We start from the raw sequence: 16,299 nt of genomic DNA, 5'->3' as shown, positions 1-16,299 counted from the left end.
ACCCACCAGCGGGGTACTGAAATGCGAACAGCCGCACACCATTCGAGGTGTGCGGCTGTTCGGCTTGTCGATCAGGCGGAGACCGCGATCTCCCACTCGTACACGGTGAGCTCCGAGGAGCCAGTCGTATGCACCGGGTCGGTGAACGCGATTTCCCTTGCGGCTTCGAGACTTTCGGCGCGAATCACGTACGCACCGCCGGTGCCGTCGGTGAACCGACCGCTCTCCACCAATCGCCCGCGCTGCAACAGCTCGTTCAGGAACTGTCGGTGCGGTTCGATGACGGCGGGGTCGAACGACGGCTTGCGCATAGCCATGACCAGGTATTTGTTGATCACGCCTGCGACTCCGGACGCGGTGCCCTGGTCGCCGCGGCGGCCGCGCGCACCTGCGGGGCAACCAGCACGACCTGACCGAGCACACCGTTGACGAATCCGGGCGAATCGTCGGTGGACAGCTCCTTGGCCAACTCCACCGCCTCGTCGACGGCGACGACCGGCGGAACATCGTTGGCGTGGAACAACTCCCACACCGCGATCCGCAGGATGGCCCGGTCGACCGCGGGCAGCCGGGACAGCTCCCAATCCTTGAGGTAGGACTCGATGGTGCCGTCCACTCGATCCAGATCGTCGGCGACGCCCTCGACCAGCGTTCGGGTGTAGGCGTGCAGCGGGGCGACCGCCTGATCCTGGGTGGCCAGCTCGGCCCGCTCGGTGAGCAGGTCGGCCGCGTCCACATCGCGGGCCTCGGCCTCGAAGAGCAGATCGACCGCCCGTCGGCGGGCCTTGTGTCGCGCGCCGAGCTTCTTGAATGTGGACTTCTTGTCTCCGGGCTGTTCCGCCACAGCAGTCATTATCCCTGTTCGCCTGAGCGGGCGATCAGGCGTTCACGCGGCCGAGGTAGCTGCCGTCACGCGAATCGATGCGCAGCTTGTCACCGGTGTTGATGAACAGCGGGACCTGCACCTCGGCGCCGGTCTCCAGGGTGGCGGGCTTGGTGCCACCGGTGGAGCGGTCGCCCTGCAGACCGATATCGGTGTGCTGCACCTCGAGCTCGACGGTCACCGGCAGTTCGACGTAGAGGGGAGCGCCCTCGTGCGTGGCGACCTGCACGATCATGTTCTCCAGCAGGAACCGCGCGCCGGGGCCGATGGTGTCCTCGGAGATGGAGATCTGGTCGAAGGTCTCGCCGTCCATGAAGACGTAATCCGAGCCATCGTGGTACAGGTAGGTCATATCGCGACGGTCGACGGTGGCGGTCTCCACCTTCACGCCCGCGTTGAAGGTCTTGTCGACGACCTTGCCGGACAGCACGTTCTTCAGCTTGGTCCGCACGAAGGCAGGGCCTTTACCCGGCTTGACGTGCTGGAATTCCACGATCTGCTGGAGCTGACCGTCGATCTTCAGCACGAGGCCGTTCTTGAAGTCGCTGGTGTCCGCCACTGTTCTCGGATCTCCTAGTTCTGGATATGCGGTCTCGGTGACCGGCGTCATTCGACGACGGTCAGGTCTTTGCTGGTGTTGGTGAGCAGATCCGGGCCCCCCTCGCGCACCACGAGCGTGTCCTCGATCCGGACGCCGCCGCGGCCGGGGAAGTACACACCTGGTTCGACGGTCACCGCCACGCCAGACAGAAGTGTACCGGTTCCGGTTTTGGCGATTCCCGGCGCTTCGTGGATCTGCAGCCCGACACCGTGTCCGAGACCATGCACGAACAACTTGCCGTGCCCGGCCTCCTCGATCACCGCGCGCGCCGCCGCATCCACATCGGTGACCTGCGCGCCGGGCTCCAGCGCCGCGCACCCGGCCCGCTGCGCCGCCTCGACCAGCGCATAGACCTCGCGGTGCCAGTCGGATGCGGTGCCGAGCACGAAGGTGCGGGTCATATCGGAGTGATAGCCGCCGACCACCGCACCGAAGTCGATCTTGACGAAATCGCCGGTGGCCAGGACCGCTCCGGTGGGCCGGTGATGCGGGATGGCGGAGTTCGCCCCCGTCGCCACGATGGTCTCGAAGGCGACCGCGTCGGCGCCGTGTTCGAACATCGCCCATTCCAGATCCCTGGCGACCTGACGTTCGGTACGGCCGGGTCGCAGGCTGCCGCGTTCCAGCAGGGTCGCCAGCCCGGCGTCGCCCGCGGCGCAGGCGGCACGCAACTGTTCGATCTCGTAAGCGTCCTTGACCATGCGCAATTGTTCGACCAGCCCTGGCGTGGCGACGAATTCCAAACCGGTCTTCTGTTCGATGAATCCGCGATGCTGGTCGACGGTGACGATATGGCTCTCGTAGCCGACCCGGCCGAGCTGCCACTCCCCCGCGAGCTCCACGATTCGCCGGGCGGTGGCCCTGGCGATTTCGGCGCGCAGGTCGGGCACCTGCTCGGCGACCTGGCTCAGATAACGCCCGTCGGTGCCGATCACAGTGCGCTCCTCGGAATTACGCATATCCCAGGAGGTCACCAGCAGTGCGGCATTGGACCCGGTGAAGCCGGTCAGGTATCTGATGTTCACCAGATCGGTGACCAACAGCGCGTCGACCTCGTTCTCCACCAGCAGACTGCGCAGTGCGCCACGGCGCCCCGCGTAGTCGGGCCCAGGGCCCACGTGATCAGCAGACATGTCTCAAAACTACCGCCGACACGCCGTAGATCCCGCATAAAACACCGGTCTAGCGGTATTCGAGCGAGGCGATCGATGTTCACATCTGCGTCGGTTATCCCCAATCCGGAATCGGGGGCTGCATCCGCGAACTGGGCGGACGAGGCTGAAAGCCATGTCCCCCATCGCTTTTGCCCTGCTGGCGCTCTGGTGCTCGGTGCTCACCGTCTTCGATATCGGACAGCGTCGACTACCCAACGCGCTCACCGCCTCCGGTGCGCTGATGATCTTCGGATATGCACTGTTCACAACACAATTCACAGTCGCGGTGGTCGGTTCGGTCCTATTGGCGATGCCATATTTATTGGTGCACTTGATCGCACCGGCCACACTCGGGGCGGGCGATGTGAAACTGGCCGTCGGACTCGGCGCGGTGGCCGCACTCGGCGGTGCGCAGGTGTGGGTGCGGGCGGCGCTCGTCGCACCGATTCTGACCGCGGCATTCGGGCTCGTCGTATTGGCCCACTGGCGGATTCGATCCGGTGCCGATCGGGCCGGACCGCATGCGCTACCCCACGGGCCCGCCATGTGCCTGGCCACGATGCTGAGCTTGGCGGCGGCGTATGGCCAGCCGATGCCGTGACGCGACCTTGCCGGTGATCACGGCGGGCCGCGTGCCGGAGCACCCGCGCCGACATGGGAAGATGGACGACGTGTTGCGCTGGATAACTGCCGGAGAATCCCATGGTCCCGCTCTTGTCACCATCCTCGAGGGGATGGTGGCCGGTGTCGAGGTGACATCGGACGAGATCTCCGCACAGTTGGCGCGCCGTCGGCTCGGGTACGGGCGCGGCGCCCGGATGAAGTTCGAGGCCGATAAGGTCACCGTCATCGGCGGGGTGCGGCACGGGCGCACCATGGGCGGTCCGGTGGCCATCGAGGTCGCGAACTCCGAATGGCCGAAGTGGACCACCGTCATGTCCGCGGATCCGGTGGATGAGAGCGAACTCGCCGATATGGCCCGCAATGCACCGCTGACCCGGCCGCGGCCCGGCCATGCCGACTACTCGGGCATGCTCAAGTACAACTTCGACGACGCCCGCAATGTGTTGGAGCGGGCCAGCGCCCGCGAGACCGCCGCGCGGGTCGCGGCGGGCACGGTCGCCAGGAACTTCCTGCGCCAGGCCTTCGGCGTCGAGGTCGTCTCGCATGTCGTCTCGATCGGCACCGCCGCCAACACCACCGGCATCGTGCCGACCGCCGCCGACCTTGCCGCGATCGATGAGAGTCCGGTGCGCGCGTTCGACAAGGACGCCGAGGCCGCGATGATCGCCGAAATCGAGGCCGCCAAGAAAGACGGCGACACCCTCGGCGGCGTGGTCGAGGTGGTCGTGGACGGACTACCAGTCGGATTGGGTTCGTTCATCAGTGGCGCGGACCGGCTGGATTCGCGGCTCGCGGGCGCGCTCATGGGGATTCAGGCCATCAAGGGCGTCGAGGTCGGCGATGGTTTCGAAACCGCGCGCCGGCGCGGCAGCCAGGCACACGACGAAATGAAGCCGGGGCCGGACGGCGTGCTGCGCTCGACCAACCGTGCCGGTGGTCTCGAAGGCGGTATGACCAATGGCGAGCCGCTGCGCGTGCGCGCCGCGATGAAGCCGATCTCGACGGTGCCGCGCGCGCTGGCCACGATCGATATGACCACCGGCGAGGAGGCCGTCGCCATCCACCAGCGCTCGGATGTCTGTGCCGTGCCCGCCGCGGGTGTGGTCGCCGAGACCATGGTGGCGCTGGTTGTCGCGCAGGCCGCGCTGGAGAAGTTCGGCGGCGATTCGCTGGTCGAGACCGTCGACAACATCACCAGCTACGTCAAGCGCATCGGCACCCGACCACACGTGCCGCAATGATCGTGCAGTCCGATCCGCGCGCACCGCGCGTGGTGCTGGTCGGACCGCCGGGGGCGGGGAAGTCGACGATCGGCCGCAAGCTCGCCAGGGAACTCGGGGTCGAGCTCTACGACACCGACGTCGGAATCGAGCGCGAGACCGGACGCACCATCCCGGAGATCTTCACCGAGGACGGCGAACCGGAATTCCGCCGGATCGAGGAGCAGGTGGTGCGCCGCGCCATCCTCGCCGAACGCGGTGTGGTCTCGCTCGGTGGCGGAGCCGTGCTGTCGAAGGACACCAGGGCGCTGCTGCGCAATCGCACCGTGGTGTATCTGGAAATCAGTGTGGCCGAAGGACTTCGGCGCACCGGCGCGAGTACGCAGCGGCCACTGCTCAACGGTGCGGATCCTGGTGCGAAATATCGGGAGCTGATGCGCAAGCGTAGGCCGCTGTATCGCGAGGTCGCGACGGTGCGGGTGCGCACCGACGGGCGGAGCCCGGGCCGGGTGGTGCGGATGATCATGGCGAAGTTGGGCATGGAATCAGTACTGCCGCAAGAATCGGAGCCCGATTCGAGCGCACCCCCATCGGCTGTCGTAGCGCCGAAACCGCAGGGCAGCAATAGATCCCGCGCCCGCCGCGCTGCCAGGGCCCGTGCGGCCGCGCGTCGCCGGGCCGCCGCCGCGCAGGCGGATGGCACCGAATCCGCGACGACCGAGCGGATCAAACCCACCGGCAAGGTTACCGCGGCCAATCGGATCACCACCGATACCGCAACAGCCGACCGTCCGAAGCCCACCGGCAAAATCGCCAATGGTCGCGCCGGTTCCGAAGGATCCGGTGATCCGGCGACACCCGGAAGCCGGTCCCGCCGCACCCGGGCTCGGCGCGCCCGCGCGCGAGCGCTCAAACAAACAGCACGCACAGAATCGGAGCCGAGTACCCATGAGTGAGCGAAGCGAGCGGCCAATCAGCCCGGCCGAGCAGCACCCGACTGAGCCGAGTCGCATCGAGGTCCGCACCGCCCATCCGTATCCGGTGATCATCGGCCGCGGCCTGCTCGGCGAGCTCGTCGAGTCGGTCGTCGGCGCGACCACCGGCGTGCGCACCGTCGCGATCTTCCATCAGCCGCCGCTGGCCGAGACCGCCGAAGTGGTGCGCAAGGCATTGGCCGACAAGGGTATCGACGCGCACCGCGTCGAAATCCCGGATGCCGAGGCGGGTAAGGATCTGGCCGTGGCGGGCTTCTGCTGGGAGGTGCTCGGCCGCATCGGACTGACCCGCAATGATGTCGTGGTATCGCTCGGCGGCGGTGCCGCGACCGATCTGGCCGGATTCGTCGCCGCCACCTGGATGCGCGGAGTGCATATCGTGCATGTGCCGACCACGCTGCTGGCCATGGTCGACGCGGCCGTCGGCGGTAAGACCGGTATCAACACCGAGGCGGGCAAGAATCTCGTCGGCAGCTTCCACGAACCGGCCGCGGTGCTGGTGGATCTGGCGACCCTGGAAACGGTGCCGCGCAACGAGATCGTCGCGGGTATGGCCGAGATCATCAAGGCCGGCTTCATCGCCGACCCGGTGATCCTGGAGTTGGTGGAGCGTGATCCGGAGGCCGCGCTCGACCCGACCGGCGATGTGCTGCCCGAACTGATCCGTCGCGCGATCCAGGTGAAGGCCGATGTCGTCGCCGCCGATCTCAAGGAAGCCAGCCTGCGCGAGATCCTCAACTACGGCCACACCCTCGGTCACGCCATCGAGCGCCGCGAACGCTACCGCTGGCGGCACGGTGCGGCCGTCTCGGTCGGTCTGGTCTTCGCCGCCGAACTCGGCCGCCTCGCCGGTCGCCTCGACGATGCCACCGCCGATCGCCATCGCACCGTCCTGGCCAGCGTCGGCCTACCGACCAGCTACGACGCCGACGCGCTTCCGCAACTCCTCGACGCCATGCAGACCGATAAGAAGACCCGCTCGGGCGTGCTGCGCTTCGTGGTCCTGGATGGCCTCGCCAAACCGGGCCGCCTCGAAGGTCCCGACCCCACCCTGCTGGCCGCCGCCTACTCAGCCATCGCCCGCGAGGACAGCGCCAGCAGCGGCGCAATTCTGCTGTAGTCGCGAGAATTGAAGCGACGCATCCAAGTCCGGTCGGTTGCGCCGCTTTTCTTCGTGGGCGCGGCCGCGGACGAACTGCCGACGGCGTCCGCTGCAGGGGCGAACCGAGCAACTGCCCTCGTCGAGATGTCCGGGAACGGACCGTCGAACCCGCCTGCCACCCGGGACGCGAACAGGACTGCGTCCCCCATGTAAAACGAAGGCGACCCTCCGGCCGTATCGGCCGATGAGAGTCGCCTCCAGTCGAATTCGTGAGCGGCTACGCGGGAGTCGCGGCGGCGCCCGGCGCCTGCGGTGTAGGCCGGTCAGCGGACTTGTTTATCTGGCGATCGGCGATGATGCGGCCGATGCCGATGCCGATAAGACCAGGAATGAAGACCAGCAGGACGATGAAGGACGCCCCCGCGGTCAACTCGAAGAGCAGGCCGTTATCGCCGAGATCGAATCGGGGCAGCCAGTCGAGCAGCCACGAGACCGCGCCACTGCCCAGACCCGCGGCGACCGCGGCCTTCAGCCACCGAATGGTGAGGTCGGAGCCGTGCTCCGGATCCGGATGGACCTCTCGGTCCTTGCGGCCATCCAGCACACCCCAGAACACGACCGCGGCAAGCAGCACCACCAGGCACAGCGGTCGCAGCCAACTGCCCTGGGTCGGCCAGTACACCATCGCGAATCCCAGCGCGGCACGCAGGAAAACGACCAGCGCACCGAGCACGATGGCCCGCAACACCCAACCATTCATGGTCAACACCATAGCCTCGAGTCGGCCGGATCCAAATGAGAACCGGTTACAGATTTATCGCCGCGGCCATTTCCGCGTGTGGAGCCGGGCGGCCGGTGAACTGTTCGACCTGCCCGTAGGCCTGATGCAGCAGCATCTCCAGCCCACCCACCACGGTGTGCTCCGCCCGCGCGACCGCAACGGCCAGCGGCGTCGGCCACGGATTGTAGATCGCGTCGAGCACCACCGGGGCCGCCGCCACCGCCTCGGCGACAACCGCGGCCGCCTCGGCCGGGATCGTGCTGACCACCGCACCCGCAGCCGCGCATGCCGCGCGCAATGCGTCTTTGTCGAAGCCGATCACGGCGGTGGTCATGCCGAGCCGCTCCGCGAGATCCACCGCGTTGCGCGCCCTTCCGGTATCGCGGGCGACCACGGTCACCGTCTTCGCGCCGAGTTCGGATAACGCGAGCAGCGCCGGACGCGCGGTCCCGCCCGCACCCAGTACGACGGCCTCGGCCAACTCCCCGACACCACCAGCGCGCAATGCCCCGAGCACCCCATCTACGTCGGTGCAGTCGGCGCGCCAACCCTGCGAGCCGACCCGAACCAAGGTATTCGCCGAGCCCACCAGCACCGCACGCTCCGTGCGTTCGCTCGCATATGCCAGCGCTGCTTCTTTACCGGGCATGGTCACCGAAAGCCCGACCCACTCCGGCCCGAGTCCATCGACCAGCCCGGGCAACTCCTCGGCCGAACATTCGATCCGCTCGTAGGTCCAGTCCAGCCCGAGCGCGCGGTAGGCCGCCAGATGCAGCTCCGGCGACCGCGAATGGGCGATCGGCTTGCCGAGCACGGCCGCCTTGCGCGTTGTCGGCATCGCCTCACCTTCCACTATCGAGAATTCCGCTCTGCCTGGCCTTTTCGATATTGCGCAGATGTTCGCTGTAGCTCTCGGTGAACAAGGTGGTCCCCTGTTTGTCGACGGTCACGAAGTACAACCACGTCCCCGCCTCCGGATTCTCCACCGCGCGCAAGGCATTCAACGACGGCGCGGAGATGGGGGTCGCGGGCAACCCCGGCATGGCGTAGGTGTTCCACGGCGTGCGCTTGGCGCGGTCGGCGTCGGTGGTCGCGACCTCGGTGCGGTCCAGCGCGTAGTTCACCGTCGAGTCGAACTGCAGCGGTTGGTTGGCCGCGAGCCGGTTCACGATCACCCGCGCCACCTTGCCCATATCCTGCGGCAGTGCTTCGCGTTCCACCAGCGAGGCGGCGATCAGGGCCTGGTACGGATTCAGCTTCGTCTCCGCGCCCGACTGCACCAGACCGGTCGACTCGTAGCTGCGCGCACTCGCACTCACCAGCTGTTTCAGGATCTGCTCCGGCGTACCACTCGGATCGAAGTCCCAGGTGCCCGCGGCGATCAGACCCTCCAGCTGCCTGCTGCGGTCGGGCACGTCACGCACCCGCTGCTCGGCCCAGTTCGGCACGCCGAGTGCGGTCAGATCCGCCCCCGCCCCGGCGGCATCGAGCTGGTCGTAGCTGATGCACTTCTGATTCGTACCGGTGCCGACGCAGCTGGCGTCGGCGATCTTGCGGTAGATGCCGTCCTTGCGCGAGCCGGTATTCACATCCTGCTGGTCGTGCAGCTGCCGTCCCTCGGAGACGACCAGATTGCCGACCCGCGAACTCTTGGCGAGCAGCGCCGTCACCGCCTGTGTGGACGGGCTGTGACTCGGGATGGCGTAGTAGCCGGGCTGTACCGAATTCATATTCGAATTGCGCACGGCCGCTTGGAAGAACGCCTCGCTGCTCGCGACGATGCCCTTCTTCTGCATTTCCTCCGCGATCTGGTTGGAGGTGTCGCCGGGATGCACCTGCACCACCACCAGCGGCCCGACCGGACCCGCGAAATCCTCGGGCGCGCCGAACATCTTGACCACTTTCAGCCCCGCGAATACCGCGGCACCGGCGAAAAGCACGCCGAACAGCGCGCCGATCAGCCACAGATTCCGGCGGCGCTTCTTGCGCTCGGCGGCCTTGCGGGAGGCCACCCGGGACCGTCGGCCGCGCGAGGGCCCACTGCGCTGACGCTCCGAGCGGGACTCCGCACCTTCCTCGGTTCGACTCCCGCCGCGCTCGGACCTGCCGCGCCCGGACCGCGCGGGCGCGGCACCGGAGCGTCCACCACCCAACCCGTCACCGCGGGAGCGTCGCGGCGGTGCACCCTCGGCCCGCTGCGGACGCCCGCGCCGAGGTTCCCCGCGCTCGGCCCGCTGCGGGGCCGGGCGCCGCGAACGCTCGGCCGCGAGTGCCTCGTCGTGATCTTCGTCGGTGTAGCGCGGAATGACCGTCGTGTCGTCGTCGTAGTCCTCCCATGCCTGGTCGTTTCGCCGGTAACGCCGCTCAGCCTCGCGCTGACGGAAACGTTCCTCGGCTCGCGCCCATCGATCCGTCATGCACCGTCTCCGGACTCAGACGCCGCTTCGGCCGACTTCAACACCGCACTCCGTTCGTCCAACCATCCCTGCAGGATCGCTACGGCGGCCGCCTGATCGATCACCTGCCGCTGGCCACGCGCGCGAACTCCACTGTCCCGCAATGCACGTGCAGCTGACACCGTAGTCAAACGTTCGTCGGAAAGTCGGATAGGCACGGGTGCTATGACTGCGCGCAAACACTCCGCGAATGCCATCGCCGCGTCGGCTGCGGTGCCTTTTTCCCCGCGCAATGTCCGTGGCAGACCGACGATGACCTCGACGGCCTCGCATTCCCGCACAATTTCGGCAATTCTGGAAATATCGCTTGCCGGTCCCGGCACACGCTTATTCGGCTTCGCGCGCGCCACCGTTTCCACGGGCGTGGCGAGCATGCCGTCCGGGTCGCTGGAGGCGACCCCGATTCGGACACTGCCGACATCGATGCCGATCCGCCTGCCGCGGCCGGGATCGCTGTCGGGCGAGGGACGATGACTCTCCGAGTCGCCCATCACCCGGCCAGTTCGGCCACCCGGGCACGGACCGCGGCCAGACCTACTTCGATACCTGATGGGTCCGAACCCGCGCCCTGTGCCATCTCCGGCTTGCCGCCACCGCGGCCGGAAATGCTCGGGCCGAAGCTGGCGACCAGATCTCCGGCCTTGAAGCCGAGATCCTGTGCGCTCTTATTGACCGTCACGACGAACGGCACCTTGCCCTCGGCATTGCCGAGCAGCACGACGACCGCCGGTTCGGTGCCGAACCGGCCACGGATATCGGTGGCGAGGGTGCGCAGGTCACCGGCCGCGACACCTTCGGGTGCGGCGGCGGCCACCAGCAGTACGCTGCCGAATCGCTGGGCCTCGTCGACGACCTTCGCCGCCGAAGCGAGTACCGCGGCGATCTTGGTGCGCTCGAGCTCCTTCTCGGCCACCTTCAGCCGCTCAACGAGCTGCTCGACGCGCGCGGGCACCTCCTCCGAAGGCACCTTCAGCGAGGACGCGACACCGGCCAGTAGCGCACGTTCCTTCGCAAGATACTTGTAGGAGTCCAGGCCGACGAAGGCCTCGACGCGCCGCTTACCGGATCCGATCGCCGATTCACCGAGCACGGTGATCGGGCCGATCTGCGAGGAATGCTGTACGTGCGTACCACCGCACAGCTCCATCGAGAACGGGCCGCCGATCTCCACCACGCGCACCTCTTCGCCGTAGTTCTCGCCGAACAGCGCGAGCGCGCCCATCTGCCTGGCCTTGGGCAGATCAGTGACGAAGGTGTTCACCGGGAAGTCCGCGCCGACCGCGTCGTTGGAGACGGCCTCGATATCGGCCTTCTGCTGTTCGGAGAGCTGGCCCTGCCAGTTGAAGTCGAAGCGCAGGTAGCCGGGCTTGTTCAGCGAACCGGCCTGCACGGCGTTCGGACCGAGCACCTGCCGCAGCGCGGCATGCACCATATGCGTGCCGGAGTGTCCCTGGGTGGCACCCTGGCGCCAGGCCGGATCGGCCTGGGCGAGTACCACATCGCCCTCGGTGATCTGCCCCTGTTCGACCGTGGCCTTGTGCACCCACAGCTTCTTGGCGATCTTCTGCACATCGTTGACGCGCAGCTTGAGGCCCTGCGCGGTAATGCTGCCGCGATCGGCGATCTGACCGCCGGACTCCGCGTACAGCGGGCTGCGGTCCAGGATGACCTCGACGTCCTGGCCGATGGTCGCGGTCGGCACCCGGACGCCGTCGGCGATCAGCGCGAGCACATGCGCCTCGGAGGTCAGCTCGTCGAAGCCGGTGAATTCCGTTGCGCCGCGGTCGACCAGCTCCTTGTAGATGGACAGGTCGGCATGTCCGTGCTTGCGCGCCTGCGCATCCTCCTTGGCCATCTTGCGCTGCTCGGCCATGAGCGAGCGGAAACCCTCTTCGTCGACCGACAGTCCGGCCTCGGCCGCCATCTCCAGGGTCAGCTCGATCGGGAAGCCGTAGGTGTCGTGCAGTTTGAAGGCGTCCGAACCCGGAATCGTCTTGCCGCCCTTGGCCGCAACCTCGTCGACGGCGTCGGCGAACAGCCGGGAGCCGGTGTTCAGGGTCTTGAGGAACGCCGTCTCCTCACCCACCGCGACATTCTCGATCCGCGCGAAGTCGGTGGCCAGTTCCGGATACGACGGCGACATCAGCTCGCTGACGACCTTCATGAATTCGCCGATCACCGGCTTGTCCGCACCGAGCAGCCGGGCCGAGCGCACGATCCTGCGCAGCAGACGCCGCAGCACGTAGCCGCGGCCCTCATTGCCCGGGTTGACGCCGTCGGCGATCAGCATGGCCGACGTGCGGGCATGGTCGGCGATGACGCGGAAGCGGCGGTCGTCCTCGTGTTCGACACCGTAGGACCGGCCGGTCAACTCCTCGGCCTTATCGATGATCGGGCGCAGCAGGTCGGTCTCGTAGACGTTGTCGACGCCCTGCAGCAGCAACGCGATGCGCTCGACACCCATACCGGTATCAATATTCTTCTTGGGCAGCGATCCGACCGGCGGGTAGCCGAGCTTGGGGCTCTGCTCACCCCGGATGTCCTGCATGAAGACCAGATTCCAGATCTCCAGGTACCGGTCCTCGTCGGCGACCGGGCCGCCGTCCTCACCGTATTCCGGGCCGCGGTCGTAGTAGATCTCCGAACACGGGCCGCCCGGACCGGGCACGCCCATATCCCAGTAGTTGTCCTTGCCGTCGCGGAACTGGATCCGTTCCTTCGGGATGCCCGCGACCCGGTGCCAGATTTCGGCGGCCTCGGGATCGGATTCGTAGGCGGTCACCCAGATCCGCTCGGGATCGAAGCCGTAGCCGCCGTCCTCCTGCGACTTGGTGATCAACTCCCAGGCGAGGGTGATGGCGCCCTCCTTGAAGTAGTCACCGAAGGAGAAGTTGCCCGCCATCTGGAAGAAGGTGTTGTGCCGGGTGGTGACACCGACCTCTTCGATATCACCGGTGCGGACGCATTTCTGCACACTGGTCGCGCGCGGGAACGGCGGCGCCTCCTGGCCCAAGAAATACGGCTTGAACTGAACCATGCCCGCGTTGACGAACAACAGGGTCGGGTCGGCCAGGATCAGCGAGGCACTGGGCACCTCGGTGTGTCCGGCACGGACAAAATGGTCCAGGAATCGCCGTCGGATCTCGTGGGTCTGCACAGATATCCAGCCTACCGGTGTCCCGCATCCCCTTTTTCAGCGCCCGGGTGCTCCAGGGGCGGACACGGAACTGGTCCGAGCCGAAGGGAGCGTTTATCGTCCGCGCACGATTCTGCGCAGCTTCTCGACGCGCCGTTGGATGTCGCGTTCGACGCCGTGGTCGGTCGGGGTGTAGTAGTCACGGCCGACGATCTCGTCGGGCGGATACTGTTGGGCCAGTACGCCATCCGGATCGTCATGCGGGTATTTGTAGCCCTGGGCGTTGCCGAGGGCGGCGGCTCCCGCATAGTGGCCGTCGCGCAGATGTGCGGGTACCAGGCCTGCCTTGCCCGCCGAAATATCGGCGAGGGCAGCGCCGAGCGCGGCGGGCACGGCGCCGGATTTGGGGGCCGTGGCCAGGTGAATTGTCGCGTGGGTCAGGGTGAGTTGGGCCTCGGGCATGCCGATCAGCTGCACGACGTGCGCGGCCGCGACCGCGGTCTGCAGCGCCATCGGATCGGCCATCCCGATGTCCTCGCTCGCCGAAATCACCAGGCGGCGGGCGATGAAGCGGGGATCCTCGCCCGCACTGAGCATGCGGGCCAGATAGTGCAGTGCCGCATCGACGTCCGAGCCGCGAATGGATTTGATGAAGGCGCTCACCACGTCGTAGTGCTGGTCACCGGCTCGGTCGTAGCGGACGGCCGCCTTGTCCACGCTGGCCTCGACCAGATCCACATCGACGGTGCCGTCCAACGAGGATTCCGCCGATGCCTCCAGCGCGGTGAGCGCCCGGCGCGCGTCCCCGCTCGCGATCCGGACGATGTGCTCGAGCGCGGCCTCGGTCACCGTGTACGCGCCGCCGTAGCCGCGCGGATCTGCCAGGGCACGGTCGAGCACCAGCCGGATATCCGCCGCGGTGAGCGACTGCAATTGCAGTACCAGCGAGCGCGATAGCAGTGGTGAGACCACCGAGAACGACGGATTCTCGGTCGTCGCGCCGACCAGCAGCACGATCCGGTTCTCCACAGCGGCCAGCAACGCGTCCTGCTGGGTCTTGGAGAAGCGATGCACCTCGTCGATGAACAGCACGGTCTGCTCGCCCGCCGTCAGACGGCGGCGGGCCACATCGATGACCGCGCGTACCTCCTTCACCCCGGCCGACAAGGCCGACAGCGCCTCGAAGCGACGGCCGGTGGCCTGTGAAATCAGCGAGGCCAGCGTCGTCTTACCGGTGCCCGGCGGTCCGTACAACAGCACCGACGCCGCGCCGGATCCCTCGATCAGCCGCCGCAGCGGCGAGCCGGGTCCGAGCAGATGCTGTTGGCCGACCACCTCGTCCAATGTCGCGGGCCGCATCCGCACCGCCAGCGGCGCACCGGCATCCCGGCGCACCACACTGTCGATGGAGTGTCCGGTCGGCACCTCGTCGCCGGGCACGTCGAATAAGCCTTCGCTCACACCGAGCACGTTACCGAGAGCCACCGACAACTCCGGCGCGTGTGCCGATTTGCCTGCCGAGCGTGGATCAGCTGCTCCGCGCCGGTGCGGCACAAGCTCGTCGGGAGCCTGATTGATCGACTCTGTATCGGCGCGACTTGCCGGACTCCACACGATTCGAGGAGCAGAATTTTTCTCGCGACAGGTTGTCGATTTCCGTCGAGCTCGCTCGTCGGAACGAATACGACGGCCCCATCGGCGGGCCGACGCAAACCCGAAGGAGCGAGATCATGAGCCAGTACCTGGTGCTGATTTACGAGGACGAGAGCGCCTACGCGGGCGCATCGGAGCAGGTCATGGGCGAGGTCTACCAGGCGCACACGACCTTCCAGGAGATCGCGGGCAATGCGGTACAAGGCGGTAACGCACTGCAGCCGACCGCCACCGCCACCTCCATCCGGCAGAACGACAATGGCGATTTCACCGTGACAGACGCTCCGTTCGCCGAGGCCAAGGAGGCACTCGGCGGCTACTACCTGATCGAGGCCGCGGATCTGGACGCCGCGATCGCACTTGCCAAGCAGGTGCCCGCCCGATTCGGCGGCGTCGAGGTGCGCCCGATCCTGACCTTCGACTAGTTCTGTGCCGATCCATACCGATGCGGCCGCGGCCGTCGACCAGGCTCACCGTCGCGAATGGGCCTTCGTGCTCGCCGCGACGGTGCGGCTGGTCCGCGACTTCGACCTCGCCGAGGAGTGCGTCCAGGACGCCTATGCGCGAGCGCTCACCGAGTGGGCCGCGCACGGTGTTCCCGCCAAACCGGGCGCCTGGCTGACCACCGTCGCCCGCCACCGCGGCCTCGACCTGCTGCGCCGCGACTCGACCTTGCGGCGCACACTGCCCATGCTGATCACCGACCGAGCCGAGGACACCGCCGATCTCGCACTCGCGGAACTGGATTCAGCATCGGCCATCCCCGATGACCGGTTGCGCTTGATCAGCACCTGCTGCCACCCGGCCCTGGCCCGCGAGGCCCAGGTGGCGCTCACCCTGCGGCTGGTCTGCGGTGTCACCACTGCCGAGGTCGCCCGCGCCTTCCTCACCAGCGAATCGACCATGGCGGCCAGAATCACCCGCGCCAAGAAGAAGATCGCGGTGGCGCGCATTCCGTATCGGGTACCGTCGGTGCGCGAACTCCCGGCCCGACTCGACGCCATCTGCGCCGTCATCCACCTGCTGTTCACCACCGGTCACACCGCGCCGTCGGGTGCCGCGCTGGTGCGTGCCGATCTGGTCGAACGGGCGCTGCAACTCGCGCGAATGATGCATTCGCTCGTCCCCGATGACCCTTCCGTCACCGGCCTCCTGGCCCTGATTCTGCTCACCGACGCACGACGCGCCGCCCGGGTGGATGCCGAAGGGCGACTGTGCACCCTCGAACACCAAGATCGCTCCCACTGGGATCGCGAGGCCATCGCAGAGGGTATCGCTCTGGTGAAAACCGCTCTGCCACATACGGATCGGTACACCCTGCAAGCCGCCATCGCCGCCGTGCACGACGAGGCGCCGTCCTGGGCGGAAACCGACTGGCGTGAGATCACCGGCCTGTACGTACTGCTGCTCCGAATCTGGCCGTCACCGGTGGTGCGCCTCAACCATGCGGTGGCAGTTGGCCTTTCCGGCAACCCGACCCGAGCCCTCGCCCTGCTCGACGACCTGGCCACCGAACCGTCCCTGGCCACCTACGGCTACCTCGAAGCCGCCCGAGCCGCCTTCCTCACCCAACTGGGCCGGACCACCGAAGCAGCCCGAGCCTACGAATCCGCCCTACTGCTGACCGAAAACACCATCGAACGAGCCCACCTCGAAGCCCGCCTATCCGACCTCACGGCCTGACACAGCCGGGT

Annotated in this window: 15 protein-coding genes and 1 pseudogene; 6 read left to right on the top strand and 10 right to left on the bottom strand. The window is 67.3% G+C overall.

Annotation, left to right across the window (positions count from 1 at the left end; translation table 11 throughout):
* Positions 1-71 precede the first annotated feature (71 nt).
* Genes ACQP1T_RS15035 through ACQP1T_RS15020 form a run of 4 tightly spaced genes read right to left on the bottom strand, consistent with a single transcriptional unit; the run spans position 72 to position 2,617 of the window.
* Positions 72-338, bottom strand: a complete 267-nt coding sequence (locus ACQP1T_RS15035; RefSeq protein WP_433760823.1) for a YciI family protein — start codon at positions 336-338, stop codon at positions 72-74.
* Positions 335-844, bottom strand: coding sequence for a transcription antitermination factor NusB (gene nusB, locus ACQP1T_RS15030; protein ID WP_433760822.1), 510 nt, complete (start codon positions 842-844; stop codon positions 335-337). Before nusB ends, ACQP1T_RS15035 begins: the two co-directional genes overlap by 4 nt.
* 34 nt (positions 845-878) lie before the next feature.
* Positions 879-1,442, bottom strand: coding sequence for an elongation factor P (gene efp, locus ACQP1T_RS15025; protein ID WP_433760820.1), 564 nt, complete (start codon positions 1,440-1,442; stop codon positions 879-881).
* 47 nt (positions 1,443-1,489) lie between these two features.
* Complete coding sequence (locus ACQP1T_RS15020) at positions 1,490-2,617, bottom strand: M24 family metallopeptidase (protein ID WP_433760818.1); 1,128 nt, start codon at positions 2,615-2,617, stop codon at positions 1,490-1,492.
* Between the two features lie 154 nt (positions 2,618-2,771).
* On the opposite strand from ACQP1T_RS15020, the gene ACQP1T_RS15015 reads away from it, so the two are divergent.
* The 4 genes and pseudogenes from ACQP1T_RS15015 to aroB all read left to right on the top strand — a co-directional run bounded on the left by ACQP1T_RS15015 (position 2,772) and on the right by aroB (position 6,597).
* A complete protein-coding gene (locus ACQP1T_RS15015) occupies positions 2,772-3,239 on the top strand; it encodes a prepilin peptidase (RefSeq protein WP_433760816.1) in 468 nt (155 codons plus the stop codon).
* 70 nt (positions 3,240-3,309) lie between these two features.
* On the top strand, positions 3,310-4,503 hold the full coding sequence (gene aroC, locus ACQP1T_RS15010) for a chorismate synthase (RefSeq protein WP_433762207.1): 1,194 nt from the start codon (positions 3,310-3,312) through the stop codon (positions 4,501-4,503).
* A pseudogene (locus ACQP1T_RS15005) lies at positions 4,500-5,018 on the top strand (shikimate kinase); the annotation flags it as partial. The gene aroC and the pseudogene ACQP1T_RS15005, both read left to right, overlap by 4 nt.
* A gap of 412 nt (positions 5,019-5,430) precedes the next feature.
* A complete protein-coding gene (aroB, locus tag ACQP1T_RS15000) occupies positions 5,431-6,597 on the top strand; it encodes a 3-dehydroquinate synthase (RefSeq protein WP_433760815.1) in 1,167 nt (388 codons plus the stop codon).
* A 259-nt stretch (positions 6,598-6,856) separates the two neighbouring features.
* Here aroB and ACQP1T_RS14995 read toward each other — a convergent pair whose 3' ends face one another.
* From ACQP1T_RS14995 to ACQP1T_RS14970, 6 genes are all read right to left on the bottom strand, one after another.
* The gene (locus ACQP1T_RS14995; RefSeq protein ID WP_433760814.1) at positions 6,857-7,339 is read right to left on the bottom strand and encodes a B-4DMT family transporter; all 483 of its coding nucleotides are present in this window, start codon (positions 7,337-7,339) and stop codon (positions 6,857-6,859) included.
* Between the two features lie 46 nt (positions 7,340-7,385).
* On the bottom strand, positions 7,386-8,198 hold the full coding sequence (locus tag ACQP1T_RS14990; RefSeq protein WP_433760813.1) for a shikimate dehydrogenase: 813 nt from the start codon (positions 8,196-8,198) through the stop codon (positions 7,386-7,388).
* Positions 8,199-8,202: 4 nt separating this feature from the next.
* On the bottom strand, positions 8,203-9,777 hold the full coding sequence (gene mltG / locus ACQP1T_RS14985) for an endolytic transglycosylase MltG (protein ID WP_433760811.1): 1,575 nt from the start codon (positions 9,775-9,777) through the stop codon (positions 8,203-8,205).
* Entirely contained in the window at positions 9,774-10,307 is a 534-nt protein-coding gene (gene ruvX / locus ACQP1T_RS14980) for a Holliday junction resolvase RuvX (RefSeq protein ID WP_433760810.1), read from the bottom strand. Before ruvX ends, mltG begins: the two co-directional genes overlap by 4 nt.
* Entirely contained in the window at positions 10,307-12,973 is a 2,667-nt protein-coding gene (gene alaS / locus ACQP1T_RS14975) for an alanine--tRNA ligase (RefSeq protein WP_433760808.1), read from the bottom strand. The genes ruvX and alaS overlap by 1 nt, the downstream gene beginning before the upstream one ends.
* A 93-nt stretch (positions 12,974-13,066) precedes the next feature.
* On the bottom strand, positions 13,067-14,413 hold the full coding sequence (locus ACQP1T_RS14970) for a replication-associated recombination protein A (RefSeq protein ID WP_433762206.1): 1,347 nt from the start codon (positions 14,411-14,413) through the stop codon (positions 13,067-13,069).
* Between the two features lie 269 nt (positions 14,414-14,682).
* On the opposite strand from ACQP1T_RS14970, the gene ACQP1T_RS14965 reads away from it, so the two are divergent.
* On the top strand, positions 14,683-15,030 hold the full coding sequence (locus ACQP1T_RS14965) for a YciI family protein (protein ID WP_433760806.1): 348 nt from the start codon (positions 14,683-14,685) through the stop codon (positions 15,028-15,030).
* Positions 15,031-15,034: 4 nt separating this feature from the next.
* Entirely contained in the window at positions 15,035-16,288 is a 1,254-nt protein-coding gene (locus ACQP1T_RS14960) for an RNA polymerase sigma factor (protein ID WP_433760805.1), read from the top strand.
* Positions 16,289-16,299 lie beyond the last annotated feature (11 nt).

Source organism: Nocardia sp. CA-135398 (genome assembly GCF_050955845.1).
In the GTDB taxonomy this organism is placed as follows: Bacteria; Actinomycetota; Actinomycetes; order Mycobacteriales; family Mycobacteriaceae; genus Nocardia.
This window is presented reverse-complemented; position numbering and strand designations above follow the sequence as displayed.

What these genes read in the sequence shown, in the direction of transcription:
- ACQP1T_RS15020 (WP_433760818.1), bottom strand. Translation starts at nt 2,617, where the DNA reads ATGTCTGCTGATCACGTGGGCCCTGGGCCCGACTACGCGGGGCGCCGT.
- ACQP1T_RS15015 (WP_433760816.1), top strand. Translation starts at nt 2,772, where the DNA reads ATGTCCCCCATCGCTTTTGCCCTGCTGGCGCTCTGGTGCTCGGTGCTC.
- aroB (WP_433760815.1), top strand. Translation starts at nt 5,431, where the DNA reads ATGAGTGAGCGAAGCGAGCGGCCAATCAGCCCGGCCGAGCAGCACCCG.
- ACQP1T_RS14995 (WP_433760814.1), bottom strand. Translation starts at nt 7,339, where the DNA reads ATGAATGGTTGGGTGTTGCGGGCCATCGTGCTCGGTGCGCTGGTCGTT.
- ACQP1T_RS14990 (WP_433760813.1), bottom strand. Translation starts at nt 8,198, where the DNA reads ATGCCGACAACGCGCAAGGCGGCCGTGCTCGGCAAGCCGATCGCCCAT.
- mltG (WP_433760811.1), bottom strand. Translation starts at nt 9,777, where the DNA reads ATGACGGATCGATGGGCGCGAGCCGAGGAACGTTTCCGTCAGCGCGAG.
- ruvX (WP_433760810.1), bottom strand. Translation starts at nt 10,307, where the DNA reads ATGGGCGACTCGGAGAGTCATCGTCCCTCGCCCGACAGCGATCCCGGC.
- ACQP1T_RS14965 (WP_433760806.1), top strand. Translation starts at nt 14,683, where the DNA reads ATGAGCCAGTACCTGGTGCTGATTTACGAGGACGAGAGCGCCTACGCG.